Raw genomic sequence first — 17,916 nt, forward strand, 5'->3', positions numbered from 1 at the left:
CGCCGTCGGGCCGGACGATCACGGTTCGGCCGCCGTACACCGCCGCCCACCGCTTCCGGTGCCGCCGGGCGACCTGTTCCCGCCCGACCTCGCGCACCCGGTGCGCCCGTGCCGGCCCGCCCGCGGCGGGGTCGTGCACCGCGGTGAAGGCGGTCGGGTCGAACAGGTCGAGCATGCTGCGCCCGTCGGCGAGCTCGACGTGCGGCGCGCGGGTCCCGGGCCGCCCGGACGGGTAGGCGGGGTCCTCGACCAGGCGGGCCCGGGAGCCGTGGCCCTGCGGGTAGCGGAAGCCGAGGACGAGCGTGGTGGCGTCGATCTGGTCGGGGGGAGGCGGCTGACCGGGGGTCTTGCGCGAGCGCAGCAGCGCCTGGCCCACGGTCAGCTCGGCGATCGGCGCGCGCTCGGACTCGTAGGTGTCGAGCAGCGCGTCGGGGGCGTCCCCGCCGCAGACGGCGGCGAGCTTCCAGGTGAGGTTGTGCGCGTCCTGCACGCCGGTGTTGCCGCCGAACCCGCCGTAGGGCGGCATGACGTGCGCGGCGTCGCCGACGAGGAAGACCCGGCCGCTGCGGAACCGGTCGGCGACGTACGCGCCGCTCGTCCAGGTCTGCACGCCCTCGACGAACGGGTCGAGGTCGGGGAGCCCGGCCGCGGCCCGGATGACGTCGCGCACGTAGGCGTCGATGCGCCGCGGATCCCAGCCGGGGCGCAGGTAGGTGCCGAGCTGCCAGCGCCGCTCCGCCGGGTTGCCCCTGGCGAACAGGAACGCCTCCGCCGCCCGGGCGAGCAGCGCGTCGACCCGCCGACCGCGCAGCGCGGGCCCGAGGTCGGCGCGGAAGAGCACGCTGACCGCGGTGCCCGGCACCGGCTCGCCGTGCCGCCCGATGCCCAGCCGGTCGCGCAGCGGGCTGTGCGCGCCGTCGGCCGCGATCGCGTAGCGGGCGTGCACCGTCGCCGCGCCCGCCCCATCGAGCGTCGCGGTCACCCGGTCGCCGCGGTCGACCACCGCGGTCGCGGTCGTGGCGAACCGGACGTCGGCGCCCAGCTCGACGGCGCGGGCGCGCAGGATCGGCTCGATCCGGTCCTGGTCGCAGGAGTAGGGCCGGCAGGGGCTCAGGTCGCCGCCGGGCGCCTCGTCGGGCGGCGGCGGGATCCACGCCTCGTGCTCGCTCGCGAGGGTGTCGGCCAGGACGAACCCGGCGTTCGGCTCCCCCGCCGCGCGGACGGCCCCCTCGACGCCGAGCGCGCGGTACAGCTCCATGGAGCGGACGTTGACCAGCCGGGCCTTCGGGTGCGTCGACGTGCCCGGGTGCCGTTCGGCCAGCAGCACCCGGACGCCGTGCCGGGCGAGGAACGCGGCCGCGGCGAGCCCCGTGAGCCCGCCCCCGACGACCAGGACGTCGGTCTCGACGATCCCGGTCACCGGGACCGCCACGGGTTGGGCGACGGCGCGGTGCGCGGCTGCGGGACGTCGGCGGCGAGCGCCGACACCAGCCGCGACAGCTGCCCGGCGAACGCGGTGACCTCCGCGTCGGTCCAGCTTGCGAGGTGGCGGGCGAACCGCTCCGACAGCTCGGCGCGGAACCGGTCGAGCTCCGCCCGCCCCTGGTCGGTGAGCTCGACGACGTAGGAGCGCCCGTCGGCCTCGTCGCCGACCCGGCGGGCCAGACCGCGCTCGGTCAGCTCGGCCACCGCCCGGCTGATCGTCTGCGGCAGCACGTCCAGCTCGGCGGCCGCCTCGGACGGGCGGACCGGGCCCTGCCCGGCGAGGTTCAGCAGGCCCAGGGCGGCCTGCCCCAGCGGGGCCGAGGCGGCGGCGCGGCGCTGCAGCAGTGCGGCACGATGCAGATCGCGGACGATCGACCACACCGCGTTACTAACTTCCACGAACTAACGATATCCTGGTGACGCCGCGCCGAACGAGGCAAGTTAGCCTTCCCTCAGTTCGCAGAGGAGGCTCGATGAGACGGATAGCGGCGGCCGGGGCCCTGGTCCTGGCGCTGGTGGCGGGATGCGGTGGTGCGGCGGACGCGCCGTCGTCCGGGTCCGGCAACACCGACGTGGCGACCGGGGGCAGGCTCTTCGCCACCGCCGACGAGGAGACCGCCAAGCTCGGCGCCGACGCCCCACCCGGGGTCTTCCCCCGCACGATCACCCACGCGCGCGGCACCACGCGGCTCGAGCAGAAGCCGCAGCGGGTCGTGGTGCTCGACACCGGCGAGATCGACGCCGTGCTCGCGCTGGGCGTCGTCCCGGTCGGGACGGCCACCCCGAACGGCACGATCCCCTCCTACCTGGAGCCGCAGCTGCAGGGCAGCACCAACGTCGGCTCGCTGGACGGGCTGCGGCTGGAGGCGATCGCCGCGCTCCAGCCCGACCTGATCCTCGGCAGCCGGCTGCGGGTCGACGAGCTCTACGAGCAGCTCTCGGCGATCGCCCCGACCGTGCTGTCCATCCGGCCGGGGTTTCCGTGGAAGGAGAACCTGCTGCTCGCGGGCGCCGCGCTCGGTGAGGAGGAGAAGGCCACCGAGCTGCTGAACGAGTACCAGCGCCGCGCCGACGCCATCCGCGCACGCTTCACGCAGCCGCCGACGATCTCGTTGCTGCGGTTCATGCCCGAGCGCATCCGGCTCTACGGGAACCTCTCGATGATCGGGGTCGTGCTGAAGGACGTCGGGCTCCCCCGCCCGCCCAACCAGGACTTCGACGAGCTGGCCACGGAGATCTCCCCGGAGCGGATCTCCGAGGCCGACGGGGACTGGCTGTTCTACTCCAGCTACGGGCCGAAGGACGCCACGGCCGAACCCGCGGTGGTCGGCGGCGAGCTGTGGAACCGGCTCGGCGCCGTGCAGCGCGGCACCGCGCGCCCGGTGGACGACGAGGTGTGGTTCCTCGGCCTCGGCCCGATCGGGGCGATGCGCGTGCTGGACGACCTGGAGGCCTTCCTGGCCTGACCCGGCCGGTCAGGCCCCCAGCGCCGTGAGGTAGGCGGCGAGCACCCGTTTGAGCTCCGCCACCAGGGCGGACCGCTCGGGCTCGTCGGCGGCCGTGATCGCCCCGGTCATCGCCCGCACGACCTGCACGGCGACCAGCGCCGCTCGGTCGCGCTCGGCGCGGGACAGCGCCGGCACCCTGGCCCCGATCACCGCGGCCACCCGCCCCAGCAGGGCCTCCTGCAGCGGCCGCGTGGCCGCGGCGAGGTGCGCGGGCGCGTCCGGCCCGGTGAGCAGCGCCTTCGCCCCCGGGTTGGCCAGGTTGAACGCGATGATCGGGTCGAGGATCCGGTCGAGGAGGTCGTCGAGCGGGAGGTCGGCGACGTCCGCCCCGTCGAACGCGGCAGCGTGCGCCTGCGCCATCCGCTCGGACAGGCGCGCGGCCAACGCCTCGGCGATCGCCTCCTTGTTGGCGAAGAACTGGTACAGCGAGCCGGGCGAGATGCCCGCCCGCGCCGCGATCCGGTTGGTCGACGCCGCCTCGTAGCCGACCTCGGCGAACAGGGCGAGGGCGGCGTCGAGGATCTCGGCGATGCGCCGCTGTCCGCGCGCCTGACGGCGCACCGGCCTGCCCGCGGTCGTCACACCCGCATCCTGCCGCACCGGCGCCCGCTACAGCTCGGGCAGCCGCTGCCGCGTGCCGATCAGCTCGGCGAGCGGGTCGGGCACCTGGTCGAGCCGGTCGAGGACGGTGCGGATCGTCCAGCGGCCGGGGCGCAGGTCGGGGTCGTCGAGCTCGTCCCAGGTGATCGGCACCGACACCGGGGCGCCCGGGGCGGGCCGCGCGCTGTACGGGGCGACGAGGGTCTTGTTGATCGCGTTCTGCGTGTAGTCGAGCCGGGCGAGGCCCCGGCGGCGGTCCTTGTGCCACTCCCAGCTGATCATGTCCGGGACCGTGCGCCCGATCGCCCGCGACACCTTCTCCACCCAGCCCCGCGTGTCCTCGAACGTGTACCCGCCCGCCACCGGCACCCAGATCTGCACGCCGCGTTTGCCGGTCACCTTCGGCGCGGCCTCGACCCCGAGGTGCTGCAGGGCCGTGCGGTACAAGCGGGCGAGCACGAGGACGTCGTCGAACGTCGTGCGCTCCCCCGGGTCGACGTCGATCAGCGCCCACGTGGGCTCGTGCACGTCCGGCAGCCGCGACGTCCAGGGGTTGAGCTCGATCGCGGCCCAGTTGGCCATCCACACCAGCGCGGCGACGCTGTCGACCACCGCGTAGCAGACGGTCTCGCCGGGGTCGGCCTCCTCGTTGCGCCACTGCGTGAGCCACTCGGGGGCGTGGTCGGGCATCTCCTTGTGCCAGAACCCGGGCCGGTCGACGCCGTTCGGGAAGCGGTTCATGTTCACCGGCCGGTCGTGCAGGTACGGCAGCATCCGCGGGGCGATCTGCGCGTGGTAGCGGACGAAGTCCCGCTTGGTGACCGGCGGCTCGCGGTCGCGGCCGGGGAACAGCACCTTGTCGAGGTTGGTGAGCGCCACCTCGAGGCCCCGCACGCTCCAGCGGCCCTTCGTGCGCAGCGCGTCGAGCGCGGCCAGCTCGTCGGGCGTCGGCGGCTCCCAGGTCGGCGGCGGGTCCCTTCTCGACGCGGTCGAGAGCGCGACGGCGGCCTCGGCGGCCGGGCGGTCGCTACGCCACATCGCCTCCGGCTCGGCCGCCACCTCGTCGTTGGTCCGGCCGCTCTTGACCGAGCGCGGGTGCTCCTCGGGGTCCCAGCCGGGCACGGCGTGCTCGTCCTTCTTGTGCAGCAGCAGCCACTGCTCCTTCCCGTAGCGGTCGGTGCCGGTCCGCACCAGCACGAACCGGCCGGCGAGCTTCTCGCCGTGCACGTCGAAGTGCAGCTCGCCGTCCGCGACGGCGGCGGCCGGGTCGTCGGTACGCGCCGGTTCCCAGGTTCCCCGGTCCCAGACCACGACGTCGCCGCCGCCGTACTCGCCGCGCGGGATGATCCCCTCGAAGTCGACGTACTCGACGGGGTGGTCCTCGACGTGGACGGCCATCTGCCGGGCCTTCGGGTCCAGCGACGGCCCCTTCGGCACCGCCCAGCTCACCAGGACGCCGTCGATCTCGAGCCGGAAGTCGTAGTGCAGCCGGCGGGCTCGGTGGCGCTGGACGACGAACCGCCCCGTGCGCGGCGCGACGTCCGCACCCGACGGCTCGGGCGTCGCGGCGAAGTCGCGCTTGTCGCGATAGGTGGCGAGCCGGTCCGCCTGGTCGGTCATGCCACCCGGGTACCCGGTCCGCGCCACGGGGATGAATCAGGGTGCGCGGGCCCGCCCTCTTCGGGGTGACAGCGCCCGAGAGGAGGCCGTCGATGGACGCCGAGCTGACGCAGCTGGTCCGCGACCGCGTGGCCCGCTGCAACGAGGGGGACTGGGCGGCGGTGCGCGACCTGACCGGGGCGGGGTTCGCCTACTGCGAGGCGGGGACCGGCGGGCGCATCGACGACGTCGACGACGTGATCGCCGCGCTGGCGCGGCTGCGGTCGGCCGACCCGGAGAGCCGCATCGACGTGGTGCGCGTGCTCGGCGACGGCCCGCTGACCGTCGCCGAGCTGGTGTGGAGCGTGACGCTCGGCCAGCGCCGCCTGCGCCTGGCCGACCGCATGTGGGCCCGCTGGGAGGACGGCAAGCTGGCCGCGGAGTGGCACGAGGCCGGCGTGCTGGCGCTCGTCGGGCCGCTCGTCGAGCGGGACCTCGTGGCCCACCGCACCGGCGCCGCGCCGATCGCGCCCGACTAGCCCGAGCTGCGGCGATCCCGCGCTACTCTCCGCTGCGGCCCGGTCACTCCGGCCGGGACGGGGAGCCGTTGCGCGGGGGGCACGATGGCGGAGCCGGAAGGCGGCCACCGGGTCGAGACGGATCTGGAGGTGGTCGCCGGCGTCACCGACCGCGGCCTCATCCACGAGCGCAACGAGGACGCGATGGCGCTCGGCCGGCTGCCCGACGGGACGGTGGCCGCGGTGGTCTGCGACGGCGTGTCCACTTCGCTCGACCCCCAGCAGGCCTCGCGGCTGGCCGCGGACACCGCCCTCGACGTGCTGCTGACCAGCACGTCCCCGGCGCGGGAGCGGGTGGACGCCGCCGTCGCCACCGCAGGGGCGAAGGTGGCGGCGCTCGGCCGCGCGGGCGACGCGCACGCGCCGTCCTGCACGCTGGTGTGCGCGCTGGTGCTCCCGGACGAGATCGCGATCGGCTGGGTGGGCGACAGCCGCGCCTACTGGCTCGCCCCGCCCGGTTCCGCCGAGCCGGCGCGCCGCGTCACCGACGACCACTCCTGGGCCGCCGAGATGGTCGCCTCCGGCGTGCTCGACACCACGGCGGCGATGGACAACCCGCGCGCCCACGCCATCACGCGCTGGCTCGGCGCGGGCGGATCGGCGGAGGCGGGGATCACGACCCTCGACCCGCACCACCGGGGCGCGGTGCTGCTCTGCACCGACGGGCTGTGGAAGTACCTGCCCGAGGCCGCCGATCTCGCCGCCGTCGCGCTCCCCCGCCTGGCCGACGGCGGGCCGCTGGCGGCCGCGTCGGCGCTCACCGCGGTCGCCCTCGACGCGGGCGGCCGCGACAACGTCACCACCGTCGTCATCGTGTCCCCGGCCGGGTGATCGAACTTCACGGCCGGTGACGAATCGGGGGCTCCGCAGCAATGCGAGAACAACCGGAAAGTGGGCGTAACCAAAAGCGTCGCGCACAACTCACCCGATGGTGGTAGGCAATTTGTTATTGCCGGAGAACCGGCACTAACTTCCTCGGGAGTCAGCGAAGCTCCCCATCATCACGCTGACCTCGGATGAGTTGGCTCCGGTCGACTCCGGGCACCAAACAGGAGATGAACTGTGCTGAAGAAGGCTGGAATCGTCGTGGCCGCGGCCGCCGCTGGCCTGCTCGCGGTCAGCCCGCTCGCCTTCGCCGGTGACGACCACGGCAAGAGCAAGACCAAGGTCGAGGACGTCAACAGCATCGACGGCTCGACCCACGGCGGCCTGCTCAACGTCGGCGGCAACAACGTCGCGGTGCCGGTGAACGCGTGCGACAACCACGTCCCGGTGAACGTCCTGGGCGTGCAGGTGCCGCTCAACGACACCCACCTGCTCGCCGCCCTGACCGGCGCGGCCGGCCTCAACAGCGACGTGGACGCCGACAGCGACGGCGACGACACCATCGACGACTCCTGCAAGGCTGCCGCCAAGTCGGGCGACAGCGCCGAGATCGACGACTGATCTCGCGGGAATCGGCGAAACGGCGCCGGGCCTTCAGGGCCCGGCGCCGTTTCGCTTCGTCCGCACCACGGCGGCGGCGAATGCGCGCCCACCCTCGTCGCCGCCGAAATGCCGCTCGTCGGGCTCACCGGGAGGCGGCACGAGCTCGCGCTCGGCGTGCTCGATCGTTCCGAACAGCGCGAACTCCCCGAGCGCCGCCGTGATCGCCGTCGGGAGCACGGCCTCCCGCGCGCTCACCCCCGACAGGTGCAGCCGGATCCCGGCGGCCGTCGCCCCGTCCCGGGCGTGGCGCAGCGCCGTGAGGTCGGCGGTGGCGAAGAAGCGCACCTCGCCGAGGTCGACGACGAGGTGACCGGGCCGGGTCGCCCGGGCGACGTGGGTGGCGACCAGCCCCGCCAGCCTGCCGAGCGCCACCTGGTCCAGCACCCCCGCGACCCGGACGACGCAGAGCCACGGCGAGCGCACCTCCACGCACAGCTGCGCCCCGTCGAAGCAGACCACCCGAACCTCCCCACCACGCACCGACCGTCCGGGCCCGGGGATACCCCGGCGGCGGTGGATCACACCGTCCGGACCGGGGCGGCGTGCTCGGCGACGAGCAGGTCGTGCGCGTAGGTGATCTTGATGTTGCGTTCGTCGCCGCGCACCCAACGGATCGGCACGTCGGGGGCGAAGCGTTCGACGCACGCGGCGGTGTCGGTGCCGGTGAACCCGCAGCGGGCCGCCTCTTCGTAGGCGGCGAGCAGCGGCGCGGCCCGGAACGCCTGCGGGGTCTGCACCGCCACGAGGCGCTCGGCGGGCGGCCCGACCAGCACCGAGCCGTCCCCGGCCGCCGCGGCGACGTCGTCGCGGCGCAGACCGGGCACCGCCCCGCCGTCGGCCCGGGCCGCGGCCAGCACCGACGACGCGAGCTCCCGGGTGGCCAGCGGCCGCGCGGCGTCGTGCACGAGGACCGCGTCCACCGCGCCCGCCTCGATGCGGGCGGCGAGCCGCCGCAGCCCGGCGAGCTCCGACTCCTGGCGGGTGCGCCCGCCCACGACCACCTCGACGTCGCCCGTCGCGTGCTCGGCCAGGACCCGCTCGGCGAGCGGCCGGTCCGGCTCCCGCACGACCAGCACGACGACGCCGACCTCGGGCATGCCGAGGAACGTGGCGAGCGACCAGGCGAGCACCGGTCGCCCGCGCAGGGGCAGGTACACCTTGTTCTGCCCGGCGCCCAGCCGGGTGCCGCTGCCGCCCGCCAGCACGATGGCGGCGGCCGTGGCCGGCGTGGGCGCGTTCACGGCGACAGTGTGCCGGATCGGCGGCACGTCGCCGGATGGGTCCGTATCGTCGCCACGGGGTGACAGCGACGCGCCCGCCCACCGCGGCAGCACCGTCACGAACGGGGAGAACCGCCCGAATCCCCAACCGACGAGGTGCACCGCGGTGTCCGCGATCACTCGCAGTAGGCTCCGGCGGATTCCTCGTCCCGCCGCCGGAGGACCGACCGCCAGAGGGGGGTGCGCATGACCGACGATCGACGCCGCGTGCCCGGTCGAGACCGGACGCCCCCGCCGCGGCAGGGCTCCCGACAGGGGTTCACGCGGCAGCCACCCCGCCAGCAGCCACCGCGCCAGCCCCGCCAGCAACCGCCGCGCCAGCCCCAGCGGCAGCAGCCGGACCGCCAGCAGCCACCGCCGCCCGCGGCCCGCCGGTCCGACCGCGGGCCCCGCGCCGTGCCGCCCTCGCGCCACCCGCAGCCACCGCGGCCCGTCGGCCCGGCCGACGCCACCCGGGCGATGCCGACGACGCACCGACCGCCGCGCCCGCGCGACCCGGCGGGCTCCGGGCCGCGCCCGCGCGACCCGGAGCCCGCCACCAAGCCGGTCCCACAGCCGGGACGGCCGCGCCCGCCCGCCCCGGCGCAGGGGCCGCAACGCAGGTCTCCGGCCGCGGCGCGGGCCGCGGTCACCACCGCGCTGCCCGCGTCGCCGCTCGCCGGGCCGCCGTACGACGACCCCGAGCCGCCCACCGTGCGCAACGGGGCGCTCCCACCGCCGCGCACGTCCGTGGCGCGCACGCGGCCGCGGCGCCGCCCGCAGCCGCCCGCGGCCGAGCGGGAGCCCACCGAGGAGGGCCCGCAACGCTCCTTCGGAAGGGCGCTCGCCGCCGCGGCGGTGTCGACGGTGGCGCCGGGCTCGGGCCACCTCATGCTGCGCCGCACCCGCACCGGCGCCGTCATCCTCGGCACCTTCCTGCTGGTGCTCGCCGTGCTGGTGATGCTGGCGCTCACCTCCGACACCGCCCAGCTGCTGCGGACGGCGCTGTCGTCGAACGTGCTGCTCATGGCCACCATCGGCTGCGCCGTGGCCGGGGTGGCCTGGGTGGCGGTGATCGTTCGCTCCTACCTGCTCGGCCGGCCGAAGGATCTGGGCGCGGGCAAGCAGGCGATCGGCATGGCCACCGTGGTCGCCCTCTGCCTCGTGGTGGCCGCCCCGCTCGGGTTCGCCGCGAACCTGGCCAACTCGCAGCGCAGCCTGCTCGGCGACCTGTTCTCCGGTGGCGGCGGCACGGCGGCGGCCGAGGCCATCGCCAAGCCGAAGCTCAACATCCTGCTCGTGGGCAGCGACGCGGGGCCGGACCGCAGGGGGGCGCGCACCGACACGATGATGGTGGCCAACGTCGACACGAAGACCGGCCGCACCATCCTCTTCGCGCTGCCGCGCAACATCCAGTACGCCCAGTTCCCGCCCGATTCCCCGATGGGCGAGGAGTTCCCGGACGGCTTCCACGACCCCGACGACCCGCTGTCGGGCGACTACCTGCTCAACGCCGTGTACGCGTGGGGGCAGGCGTACCCGCAGCTCGCCCCGCCGGGGCCGACGTCCGACCCGGGGCTGAACCTGCTGCACCAGACCGTGAGCTACATGCTCGGCCTCGAGCTCGACTACTACATCGAGGTCAACATGGCCGGGTTCGCCTCGATCATCGACGCGCTCGGCGGCGTCGTCATGGACGTGGGTCCGGAGCGCATCCCGATCGGCGGGATCACCCCGTCCGGGCGCCACGTCCGCCCGGACGGTTACATCGAGCCCGGCCTGCAGCGGCTGTCCGGGGAGCAGGCGCTCGCGTTCGCCCGTTCGCGCACCAACTCCACCGACTACGCCCGAATGGGCCGCCAGCGCTGCCTGCTGCAGACGATCATCACGCAGAAGAGCCCCGCCGACCTGCTCACCAACTTCCAGAGCGTCGCCGCGGCCACGACCAACAGCGTCTCGACGAACATCCCGCAGGAGGTCCTGCCCGCGCTCGCGGCGCTCGCGGGCAACGGCATCTCGCTGGAGAGCGTGTCGTTCGACCCGAGCCTGCCCGACCCGTCGACCCGGGACGGCCACTTCAGCACCGCCAACCCCAACTTCCGCTACATGCGGCAGGTGGTGCAGGACGCCATCAACCGGCCGCCGGCCCCGCCCGCTCCCCCCACGAGCGCCGCGCCCACCACCCGGGCGGGTCGCGACGACGAGGACGACTCCCGGTCGCGGGAGCAGGAGCAGACGGCGGCACCGCAGTCGCTCGCCGAGACCTGCTGACGGTCAGCCCGCCGTCCCGCCGGGCCGCCAGCGGTACTCCGTCTGCGGCCGCCCGGCGGGACCGTAGCGGGCGGCCCGCTCGGCGAGGCCGGTTTCCACGAGGTACTCCAGGTAGCGGCGGGCGGTCACGCGCGAGGCGCCGATGGACTCGGCCACCTCGGCGGCCGTGCGCCCCTCGGTGCCCTCGAGCGCGGCACGGACCGCGTCGAGGGACTCCCGGCTCACGCCCTTGGGCAGCCCGCCCGCCTCCGCCGGGGCGCGCAGCCGCCCGAACAGGTCGTCGACGTCGTCCTGGGCCACCACGGGGCCCGCGCCGAGCCGTTCCCGGTACTCCAGGTAGCGCTCCAGCTTGCGACGCACGGCGCTGAACGTGAACGGCTTGACCAGGTACTGGGTGGCCCCGAACGCGACGGCGGCCTGCACCACGGCGACGTCCCTCGCCCGCGTCACCATGATCACGTCGGTGGTGTGGCCCGCGGCCCGCATGCGGCGCAGCACCTCGATGCCGTTCGTGTCGGGCAGGTGGACGTCGAGCAGGACGAGGTCGACCGGCGTGCGGTCCAGGCAGCGCAGCGCCTCGGCCCCGGACGCGGCGCTCGCCGCCACGGTGAAGCCGCGCACGCGCTCGACGTAGCTCGCGTTCGCCGCGGCGGCGACGGGGTCGTCCTCGACGACGAGCGTGCGGATCACGTCCGCACCAGCGGCAGCCGCACCGTGAACTCCGCCTTCCCCGCGAGCTCGACCACCCCGCCGTGGCGCTGGGCGGCCCTGCGCACCAGCGCGAGCCCGAGCCCGCGTCCCATGCCGTCGTCCGGTTTGGTGCTGAACCCCCGCTCGAACGCCCGCTCGGCGACCTCGGGCGCGATCCCCGGCCCGCTGTCGCTCACCCTCAGCTCCACCGCGTCGTCGGCGACACCCGCGCCGAACCGCACCCACCGCGGCTCCGGCCCGTCCCGCGCGGCGTCGATCGCGTTGTCGAGGAGGTTGCCCACGATGGTGACGAGGTCGCGCGGGTCGGCGGTCCCCGCGGGCAGGTGCGTGCCCTCGTCGACGCGCAGCTCGACGCCCCGCTCGCCCGCCGCGGCCGCCTTCCCCACGACGAGCGCCGCGACCTCGGGCACCGCGATCCCGGAGACCACGGCGTCGGTGAGGTGCTGGGCGGTCTCCAGCTCCGCGGTGGCGAACTCGAGCGCCTCCTCGGCCCGCCCGAGCTCGATCAGCGAGACGACGGTGTGCAGCTGGTTGGCCGCCTCGTGCGCCTGGGCGTGCAGCGACTCGGCGAACCCGCGCACCGTCTGCAGCTCGCTGACCAGCTGCCGCAGCTCGGTGTGGTCGCGCAGGGTGACGACCGTGCCCAGGTGCCGGCCCGCCCAACGGGCCGCGCCCTGGCTCACCACGACGACCCGATCGGAGGTCAGGTGGATCTCGTCGTCGCGCGCCCGCCCCTCGGCGAGCGCCTCGCCCAGCGCCGCGGGCAGCCCGATCTCGTCCACCCGGCGGCCGACCACGTCGTCCGGCAGGGCGAGCAGCCTGCGCGCCTCGTCGTTGACCAGCTGCACCCGGCCCTCCCGGTCGAGCAGCAGCAGCCCCTCCCGGACGGCGTGCAGCACGGCGTCGTAGTACTCGTACATCCGGGCGAGCTCGGCCGGCCCCAGGTCGTGGGTCGCGCGCCGCAACCAACGGCTCACGAGCCACGACCCGGCGGCGGCCACCAGCAACGCGACCGCGACGGCAGCCAGCACGACCGGGACCTGCCGTTCCAGGTCGCGGGCCACGGCGGTGACCGAGCGGCCCACCGACACCAGCGCCACCACGCGCCCGGAGTCGAACACCGGCACCACCGCGCGCACCGACGGGCCGAGCGTGCCGGTGTAGGTCTCGGTGAACCGGGTGTCGCCCGCGGCCGCGGGCGCGATCGTGCCGATGAACCGGCGGCCGATCTCGCTCGGCGTGGGGTGGGTGTAGCGGATGCCGTCGGGGGTCATCACGACGACGAAGTCGGTGGCGGTGTCGGCCCGCACCCGCTCGGCGAGCGGTTGCAGCACCGCGGTGGGGTCCGGCTGGTCCAGGGCGGCCCGCACCTCGGGCGACGCGGCGAGCGTGTGGGCGATGCCGAGCATCTCCTCCGCGGTGGCGGTGGTCTCCGCCTCGCGCAGCTGCAGGTAGCTCGCCAGCGCCAGCCCGACCAGCACGATCCCGGCGATCGCGGCCTGCAACGCGAACAGCTGCCGGGCGAGGCTCCATCGGCTTGCGCGCCCCATCGACCGCACCTCGCTCGGAACCCGACGTCGTCGTACGAAATGAACAGAAAGCCGACGATAACCAGCCCGCCCCGCATGCTCGCCGCGATGGTCGCCGGTCCCTCGGCACCGCTGCAATCGCCTGAAATCGCCACAGTCGTCGGCTTCGGAGGAGAACGTGACAGACACCAGTCCACCACCGCGCGAGTCGGCACGGGGGCGGGACCGCACCCACTACCTCTACGTCGCCGTGATCGTCGCCGCGCTCGCCGGGGTGGTCGTCGGGCTGGCCGCGCCCGCGGTCGGTGAGGCGCTCAAGCCGCTCGGCACCGCGTTCGTCGACCTGATCAAGATGATGATCTCGCCGGTCATCTTCTGCACGATCGTGCTCGGCATCGGCTCGATCCGGCAGGCGGCGCAGGTGGGCCGCGTCGGCGGGCTCGCGATCGGCTACTTCCTCGTGATGTCGACGATCGCGCTGGTCATCGGCCTGGTCGTGGGCAACGTCGTGCAGCCGGGCACCGGCCTCGACGTCAGCGCCGCCGCCGGCTACACCGCCCCGGAGGGCGAGTCCACGCAGGAGTTCCTGCTGGGGATCATCCCCACGACCCTGTTCTCCCCGCTGGTCGGCGACAGCGTGCTGTCCACGCTGTTCGTGGCGCTGCTGGTCGGGTTCGCGGTGCAGGCGCTCGGCGCCTCCGGCGAGCCGATCCTGCGCGGCGTCAAGCACGTCGAGCGGCTCGTCTTCCGCGTGCTCGCGATGATCATGTGGGCGGCGCCGGTCGGCGCGTTCGGCGCCATCGCCGCGGTCGTCGGCGAGACCGGCTGGTCGGCGATCGTCGCGCTGTTCCAGGTGATGGCCGCCTTCTACCTCACCTGCGTGCTGTTCGTGTTCGTGGTGCTCGGCCTGCTGCTGCGCTTCGCCGCGGGCATCAACATCTTCTCGCTGCTGCGCTACCTCGGGCGCGAGTTCCTGCTGATCGTGTCGACCTCCTCGTCGGAATCGGCGCTCCCGCGCCTGATCGCGAAGATGGAGCACGCGGGCATCTCCCGCCCGGTCGTCGGCATCACGGTGCCCACCGGCTACTCGTTCAACCTGGACGGCACCGCGATCTACCTGACGATGGCGTCGCTGTTCATCGCCGACGCGCTCGGCAGGCCGATGGCGATCGGCGAGCAGATCGGGCTCCTGCTGTTCATGATCATCGCCTCGAAGGGGGCCGCCGGGGTCACCGGCGCCGGGCTCGCCACGCTCGCGGGCGGCCTCGCCTCGCACCGGCCGGACCTGGTCGACGGCGTCGGCATCGTCGTCGGCATCGACCGGTTCATGTCCGAGGCCCGCGCGCTCACCAACTTCGCGGGCAACGCGGTCGCGACCGTCCTCATCGGCAACTGGGTCGGCGAGTTCGACCGCGAGCGGGCCGGCCGCGTCCTGCGCGGCGAGGACCCGTTCGACGAGGCCACGATGCTCGACGACGCCGCGGCCGCGCCGCAGCGGCCCGCCCCCGAGCCGGAGAAGGCCGCCACCAGCGCCTGATCCCCGCGCCGGGCGGCGCCCCGCACACCGGCGGGGCGCCGCCCGGCGCTGGTCTACTGGGCGCCATGACTCGACAGATCACCGCCGAACAGGCCACGCCGGCCGTCGCCGAGCACGGCGAGGGCCCCGTCTGGGACGCGAGCACCGGCGTGCTCGCCTCGGTGGACATGCTGCGCGGCGACCTGCTGACCATCGACCTGCTCCGCGACGGGACCGGGCGCGGTGAGGTGCGCCGCCGCCACGTGGGCGACGTGCTTGCCGCGCTGCGCCCGCGGGCCCGCGGCGGGTGGGTGGTGGCGCTGGAGCGCGGGTTCGGCCTGCTCGACGAGCCGGGGTCGGCCGGGGACGGGCCCGCCCGGTCGCTGGGTGAGCTGTGGTCGGACGAGGGCGTCCGGATGAACGACGGCGGCTGCGACCCCGCGGGTGGGTTCTGGTGCGGGTCCATGGCCTACGACGCGGCGCCGGGGCGAGGCGCGCTGTACCGGCTCGCGCCCGACGGCTCGGTGGCCACGATGCTCACCGGGATCACCGTCTCCAACGGGCTGTGCTGGACCCCGGACGGCGCCCACGCCTACTACGTCGATTCCGACACCGGTCGCATCGACGTGCTGACCGTCGACCTGGCCGCGCCCGCGGTGACCTCGAGGGAGAAGTTCGTCGACGTCGAGGGCGGCACGCCGGACGGGCTCACCGTCGACGCCGAGGGCGGGGTCTGGGTGGCGCTGTGGGGCGGATCGGCGGTGCACCGCTACGCCGCCGACGGCGCGCTCGACGCCGTCGTCCAGGTGCCCACCACCCACCCGACGGCCTGCGCGTTCGCCGGCCCCGAGCTGGACGAGCTGTGGATCACCACCTCGGCGACCGGCGCCGGGGTGACCGACGGCCGCGCGGGCGCGCTCTACCGGTGCCGGCCGGGCGTCCGCGGGGTGGAACCGTTCCCCTATCAGGGATGAACCACCCCCGCTCGGGGAAGACCGTTCGGCGCGTGACCGGGGGGCGCGCGCGTGGCGCTGCACGGTTCTGTCACCCTTGACAGCCAAGATGACCTGCGCACATCCCATCCGGGGTGGACGCACGGAGAGGAGAGAAGTCGACATGGCACTGCCCACGCTCACTCCGGAGCAGCGCGCCGAGGCCCTGAAGAAGGCCGCGGCCGCCCGCACCGCCCGCAAGGAGCTCCGCGACGCGATCGCCCGCGGCGAGGAGACCATCCCCGCGGTGCTCGACCGCGCCAAGACCGACCAGGTCGTCGGGAAGACGAAGGTCGCCGACCTGCTGAAGAGCCTCCCCGGCTACGGCCCCGCCAAGGTCTCGGCGCTGCTCGAGCAGACCGGGATCGACGCCTCGCGCCGCGCAGCCGGCCTCGGCGAGCGCCAGCGCCAGGCGCTCATCGACGCCCTCAAGTGACACCCGCCGCCCGGCGCCCGGCCTAGACGTTCCTCTGGTGCCCGGGCCCGGGCGGGGTGGCGCCCGCCACGCGAGCGCCACCGCCATCGACACGGGGCTGCGTCGACGGGCAGGCTGCACGCCGTGGAACGCTTCGTCGACGTCGAGCCCGGTATCCACCTGTGGGTCGAGGACATCGAACCCACCGGTCCCCACCCGGGTGAGCCGCTGCTGCTCGTGATGGGCGCCAACTCCTCCGGCGTCGTGTGGCCGGACGCGCTCGTGGCCCAGCTCGCCGAGCACCACCGGGTGATCCGCTACGACCACCGCGACACGGGGCGGTCCAGCGCCTCGTTCGAGGACGACCCCTACGGCATCCTCGACCTCGCCGACGACGCGATCGCCGTGCTGGACGCGCTCGACGTGCCGCGCGCCCACGTGGTCGGCATGTCGATGGGTGGGCACATCGTGCAGCTGATGCTGCTCGACCACCCCGAGCGGATCGCCACCGCCACCGTGTTCTGCACCGGGCCGCTGCCGAGCGCCGAGCCGACGGCCGGGCCCGCCCTCCCCGGCCCGGACCAGGCGCTCCTGCGCCTGTGGGCCGAGATGGACGACCCGCGCGACGCCGAGGGCGAGATCGCGTGGCGGCTGGAGCACTGGCGACTGCTCAACGGATCGGGCACCCCGTTCGACCCGGCCGAGTTCCGCGCGCTGGAGGAGCGGGTGATCGCGCACGCCGGCCGCCCCGACCCGGTGGTCGCGCACAGCCGGATGGACCTCGACGGCTACGAGCGCGGCGCCGAGCTGCCCGAGGTCGACGTGCCGACGCTCGTGATCGAGGCGCCGGAGGACCCGGCGTTCCCGCCGCCCAACTCGGGCGTGCTCGCCCGGTCGCTCGGCAACGGCCGGCTGGTCCGGATCCCCGGCATGGGCCACGCGATCAACCGCACGGTGGTCTCCCCGCTGGCCGCCGCGATCCTCACCCAGACCACTCGGACGGCTCCCGCGCCCGCGTAGGGGCCGCCCGGCCCTCGTCGCTGCCCGGCCACCTTCACGCCCCGAGGTGGCGTGAAGGTGGCCATGCTGCAACCCCGGGCGGCCTAGCGGCCTGCGGTGAGGGCGTCGCGGACCAGGTCGAGCAGCCGGTCCGCCCGCCCCGCCCCTCCCGCCTGCTCGGCCACCCACGCGATCCCCGCAACGATCGCGAGGACGTCCTCGACCGGCACGTCGGGACGCACCACGCCCGCCTCTTGCGCGGCGGCCATCAGCCGGGCCGCGGCGTCCCGCATGTGCACGCACGCCGCGTGCAGCGGCGACCCCTCCTCCTCCAGCCCGACGAGCACCGAGCGCGGCAGCCCGCGGTAGGTGCCGCTGTGCTCGGCGAACGCGCGCAGCCAACCGATCAGCGCTTCCACCGTGACCGGCGCGGCGCGCATGGCGTCGGCCCGCTCGGCCAGCTCGGCGAGGCTGCGTTCCAGCAGCGCGGCGAGCAGGTCGTCCCTGGTCGGGAAGTGGCGGTAGAGCGTGCCGATCGCGACGCCCGCCCGCCGCGCCACCTCCTCCAGCGACGCGTCGGCGCCGCGCTCGCGGGCTTCGTCGCGGGCGTGCGGCTCGTCCCGTCCCGCTGGCGCATGATCCGCGAGGTCACCGGGTTCGACGACTCCGACCTCGCCGACGGCGGCAGCGACCGCCTCGTCGACGCCCGCACCGCCCGCGGCGACGTCGACGCGGTGGTCGCGCGCATCGAGCAGCAGTTCGCCGCGGGCGCCGACCACGTCCGCATCTCGGTCGCGACCACCGACCCGCACCCCGTCGTGGACCCGCCGGCGCTGCGCGAGCTCGCGCCCGCGTTCCGGTAACCCGACGGGTGGGTGTGAACGACCGGTTACTGGGGCACACTCGGCGGGCACGGTCAGACGACGGAGGGACAGCATGGGCATCGAGAACCCGGACGCCGACGTG

The 17,916-nt window shown here is 74.9% G+C and carries 19 protein-coding genes and 1 pseudogene; 10 read left to right on the plus strand and 10 right to left on the minus strand.

The window, feature by feature from the left end; translation table 11 throughout:
• On the minus strand, positions 1–1,420 hold a 1,420-nt coding region (locus VKZ81_RS18345), incomplete at its 3' end, for an FAD-dependent oxidoreductase (protein WP_324242815.1).
• Positions 1,417–1,884 (minus strand): MarR family winged helix-turn-helix transcriptional regulator, encoded by a 468-nt coding sequence (locus VKZ81_RS18350; protein ID WP_324242816.1) that lies wholly within the window; start codon positions 1,882–1,884, stop codon positions 1,417–1,419. The genes VKZ81_RS18345 and VKZ81_RS18350, both read right to left, overlap by 4 nt.
• 74 nt (positions 1,885–1,958) lie before the next feature.
• Here VKZ81_RS18350 and VKZ81_RS18355 point away from each other — a divergent pair, with 74 nt between their 5' ends.
• Positions 1,959–2,951 (plus strand): ABC transporter substrate-binding protein, encoded by a 993-nt coding sequence (locus VKZ81_RS18355; RefSeq protein ID WP_324242817.1) that lies wholly within the window; start codon positions 1,959–1,961, stop codon positions 2,949–2,951.
• Between the two features lie 9 nt (positions 2,952–2,960).
• Here the strand turns inward: VKZ81_RS18355 and VKZ81_RS18360 are convergent, their stop codons facing one another.
• The gene (locus VKZ81_RS18360; RefSeq protein ID WP_324242818.1) at positions 2,961–3,575 is read right to left on the minus strand and encodes a TetR/AcrR family transcriptional regulator; all 615 of its coding nucleotides are present in this window, start codon (positions 3,573–3,575) and stop codon (positions 2,961–2,963) included.
• Positions 3,576–3,602: 27 nt separating this feature from the next.
• Positions 3,603–5,213 carry a non-homologous end-joining DNA ligase LigD gene (locus VKZ81_RS18365; protein ID WP_324242819.1) on the minus strand — a complete coding sequence of 537 codons (1,611 nt, stop codon included), beginning with the start codon at positions 5,211–5,213 and terminating at the stop codon, positions 3,603–3,605.
• A gap of 92 nt (positions 5,214–5,305) precedes the next feature.
• On the opposite strand from VKZ81_RS18365, the gene VKZ81_RS18370 reads away from it, so the two are divergent.
• The 3 genes from VKZ81_RS18370 (at position 5,306) to VKZ81_RS18380 (ending at position 7,216) form a co-directional block, all read left to right on the plus strand.
• Positions 5,306–5,731, plus strand: a complete 426-nt coding sequence (locus tag VKZ81_RS18370) for an ester cyclase (RefSeq protein ID WP_324242820.1) — start codon at positions 5,306–5,308, stop codon at positions 5,729–5,731.
• Positions 5,732–5,815: 84 nt separating this feature from the next.
• Positions 5,816–6,601 (plus strand): PP2C family protein-serine/threonine phosphatase, encoded by a 786-nt coding sequence (locus VKZ81_RS18375; protein WP_324242821.1) that lies wholly within the window; start codon positions 5,816–5,818, stop codon positions 6,599–6,601.
• A 231-nt stretch (positions 6,602–6,832) separates the two neighbouring features.
• Entirely contained in the window at positions 6,833–7,216 is a 384-nt protein-coding gene (locus VKZ81_RS18380) for a hypothetical protein (RefSeq protein WP_324242822.1), read from the plus strand.
• Positions 7,217–7,249: 33 nt separating this feature from the next.
• On the opposite strand, the gene VKZ81_RS18385 is transcribed toward VKZ81_RS18380, so the two are convergent.
• Both VKZ81_RS18385 and VKZ81_RS18390 read right to left on the minus strand, forming a co-directional pair.
• Positions 7,250–7,717: an STAS domain-containing protein gene (locus VKZ81_RS18385; RefSeq protein WP_324242823.1), complete on the minus strand. Its 468-nt coding sequence runs from the start codon at positions 7,715–7,717 to the stop codon at positions 7,250–7,252.
• Positions 7,718–7,776: 59 nt separating this feature from the next.
• On the minus strand, positions 7,777–8,499 hold the full coding sequence (locus VKZ81_RS18390; protein WP_324242824.1) for an IspD/TarI family cytidylyltransferase: 723 nt from the start codon (positions 8,497–8,499) through the stop codon (positions 7,777–7,779).
• Positions 8,500–8,997: 498 nt separating this feature from the next.
• Here VKZ81_RS18390 and VKZ81_RS18395 point away from each other — a divergent pair, with 498 nt between their 5' ends.
• Positions 8,998–10,788, plus strand: a complete 1,791-nt coding sequence (locus tag VKZ81_RS18395; RefSeq protein WP_324242825.1) for an LCP family protein — start codon at positions 8,998–9,000, stop codon at positions 10,786–10,788.
• Positions 10,789–10,791: 3 nt separating this feature from the next.
• Here VKZ81_RS18395 and VKZ81_RS18400 read toward each other — a convergent pair whose 3' ends face one another.
• A complete protein-coding gene (locus VKZ81_RS18400; RefSeq protein ID WP_324242826.1) occupies positions 10,792–11,478 on the minus strand; it encodes a response regulator in 687 nt (228 codons plus the stop codon).
• On the minus strand, positions 11,475–13,049 hold the full coding sequence (locus VKZ81_RS18405; RefSeq protein ID WP_324242827.1) for a sensor histidine kinase: 1,575 nt from the start codon (positions 13,047–13,049) through the stop codon (positions 11,475–11,477). The genes VKZ81_RS18400 and VKZ81_RS18405 overlap by 4 nt, the downstream gene beginning before the upstream one ends.
• 157 nt (positions 13,050–13,206) lie before the next feature.
• Here VKZ81_RS18405 and VKZ81_RS18410 point away from each other — a divergent pair, with 157 nt between their 5' ends.
• From VKZ81_RS18410 to VKZ81_RS18425, 4 genes are all read left to right on the plus strand, one after another.
• A complete protein-coding gene (locus VKZ81_RS18410; protein WP_324242828.1) occupies positions 13,207–14,565 on the plus strand; it encodes a cation:dicarboxylate symporter family transporter in 1,359 nt (452 codons plus the stop codon).
• 65 nt (positions 14,566–14,630) lie between these two features.
• Positions 14,631–15,518, plus strand: a complete 888-nt coding sequence (locus tag VKZ81_RS18415) for an SMP-30/gluconolactonase/LRE family protein (RefSeq protein WP_324242829.1) — start codon at positions 14,631–14,633, stop codon at positions 15,516–15,518.
• A 142-nt stretch (positions 15,519–15,660) separates the two neighbouring features.
• On the plus strand, positions 15,661–15,972 hold the full coding sequence (gene mihF, locus VKZ81_RS18420) for an integration host factor, actinobacterial type (protein ID WP_324242830.1): 312 nt from the start codon (positions 15,661–15,663) through the stop codon (positions 15,970–15,972).
• A 123-nt stretch (positions 15,973–16,095) separates the two neighbouring features.
• Positions 16,096–16,971 carry an alpha/beta fold hydrolase gene (locus tag VKZ81_RS18425; protein WP_324242831.1) on the plus strand — a complete coding sequence of 292 codons (876 nt, stop codon included), beginning with the start codon at positions 16,096–16,098 and terminating at the stop codon, positions 16,969–16,971.
• A gap of 83 nt (positions 16,972–17,054) precedes the next feature.
• Here the strand turns inward: VKZ81_RS18425 and VKZ81_RS18430 are convergent, their stop codons facing one another.
• Together VKZ81_RS18430 and VKZ81_RS18435 are read right to left on the minus strand one after the other, a co-directional pair.
• Positions 17,055–17,390: an SbtR family transcriptional regulator gene (locus tag VKZ81_RS18430; RefSeq protein ID WP_324242832.1), complete on the minus strand. Its 336-nt coding sequence runs from the start codon at positions 17,388–17,390 to the stop codon at positions 17,055–17,057.
• A gap of 54 nt (positions 17,391–17,444) precedes the next feature.
• Positions 17,445–17,546 (minus strand): annotated as a pseudogene (locus VKZ81_RS18435) (helix-turn-helix domain-containing protein); the annotation flags it as partial.
• A 12-nt stretch (positions 17,547–17,558) separates the two neighbouring features.
• Between VKZ81_RS18435 and VKZ81_RS18440 the strand changes: the two are divergent.
• Positions 17,559–17,813, plus strand: a complete 255-nt coding sequence (locus tag VKZ81_RS18440) for an LLM class oxidoreductase (RefSeq protein WP_324242833.1) — start codon at positions 17,559–17,561, stop codon at positions 17,811–17,813.
• The last annotated feature ends 103 nt before the right edge of the window (positions 17,814–17,916 follow it).

This window comes from Pseudonocardia sp. (assembly GCF_035305885.1).
Lineage (GTDB): Bacteria > Actinomycetota > Actinomycetes > Mycobacteriales > Pseudonocardiaceae > Pseudonocardia.

What these genes read in the sequence shown, in the direction of transcription:
- VKZ81_RS18405 (WP_324242827.1), bottom strand. Translation starts at nt 13,049, where the DNA reads ATGGGGCGCGCAAGCCGATGGAGCCTCGCCCGGCAGCTGTTCGCGTTG.
- mihF (WP_324242830.1), top strand. Translation starts at nt 15,661, where the DNA reads ATGGCACTGCCCACGCTCACTCCGGAGCAGCGCGCCGAGGCCCTGAAG.
- VKZ81_RS18415 (WP_324242829.1), top strand. Translation starts at nt 14,631, where the DNA reads ATGACTCGACAGATCACCGCCGAACAGGCCACGCCGGCCGTCGCCGAG.
- VKZ81_RS18395 (WP_324242825.1), top strand. Translation starts at nt 8,998, where the DNA reads ATGCCGACGACGCACCGACCGCCGCGCCCGCGCGACCCGGCGGGCTCC.
- VKZ81_RS18375 (WP_324242821.1), top strand. Translation starts at nt 5,816, where the DNA reads ATGGCGGAGCCGGAAGGCGGCCACCGGGTCGAGACGGATCTGGAGGTG.
- VKZ81_RS18370 (WP_324242820.1), top strand. Translation starts at nt 5,306, where the DNA reads ATGGACGCCGAGCTGACGCAGCTGGTCCGCGACCGCGTGGCCCGCTGC.
- VKZ81_RS18365 (WP_324242819.1), bottom strand. Translation starts at nt 5,213, where the DNA reads ATGACCGACCAGGCGGACCGGCTCGCCACCTATCGCGACAAGCGCGAC.
- VKZ81_RS18355 (WP_324242817.1), top strand. Translation starts at nt 1,959, where the DNA reads ATGAGACGGATAGCGGCGGCCGGGGCCCTGGTCCTGGCGCTGGTGGCG.
- VKZ81_RS18430 (WP_324242832.1), bottom strand. Translation starts at nt 17,390, where the DNA reads ATGCGCGCCGCGCCGGTCACGGTGGAAGCGCTGATCGGTTGGCTGCGC.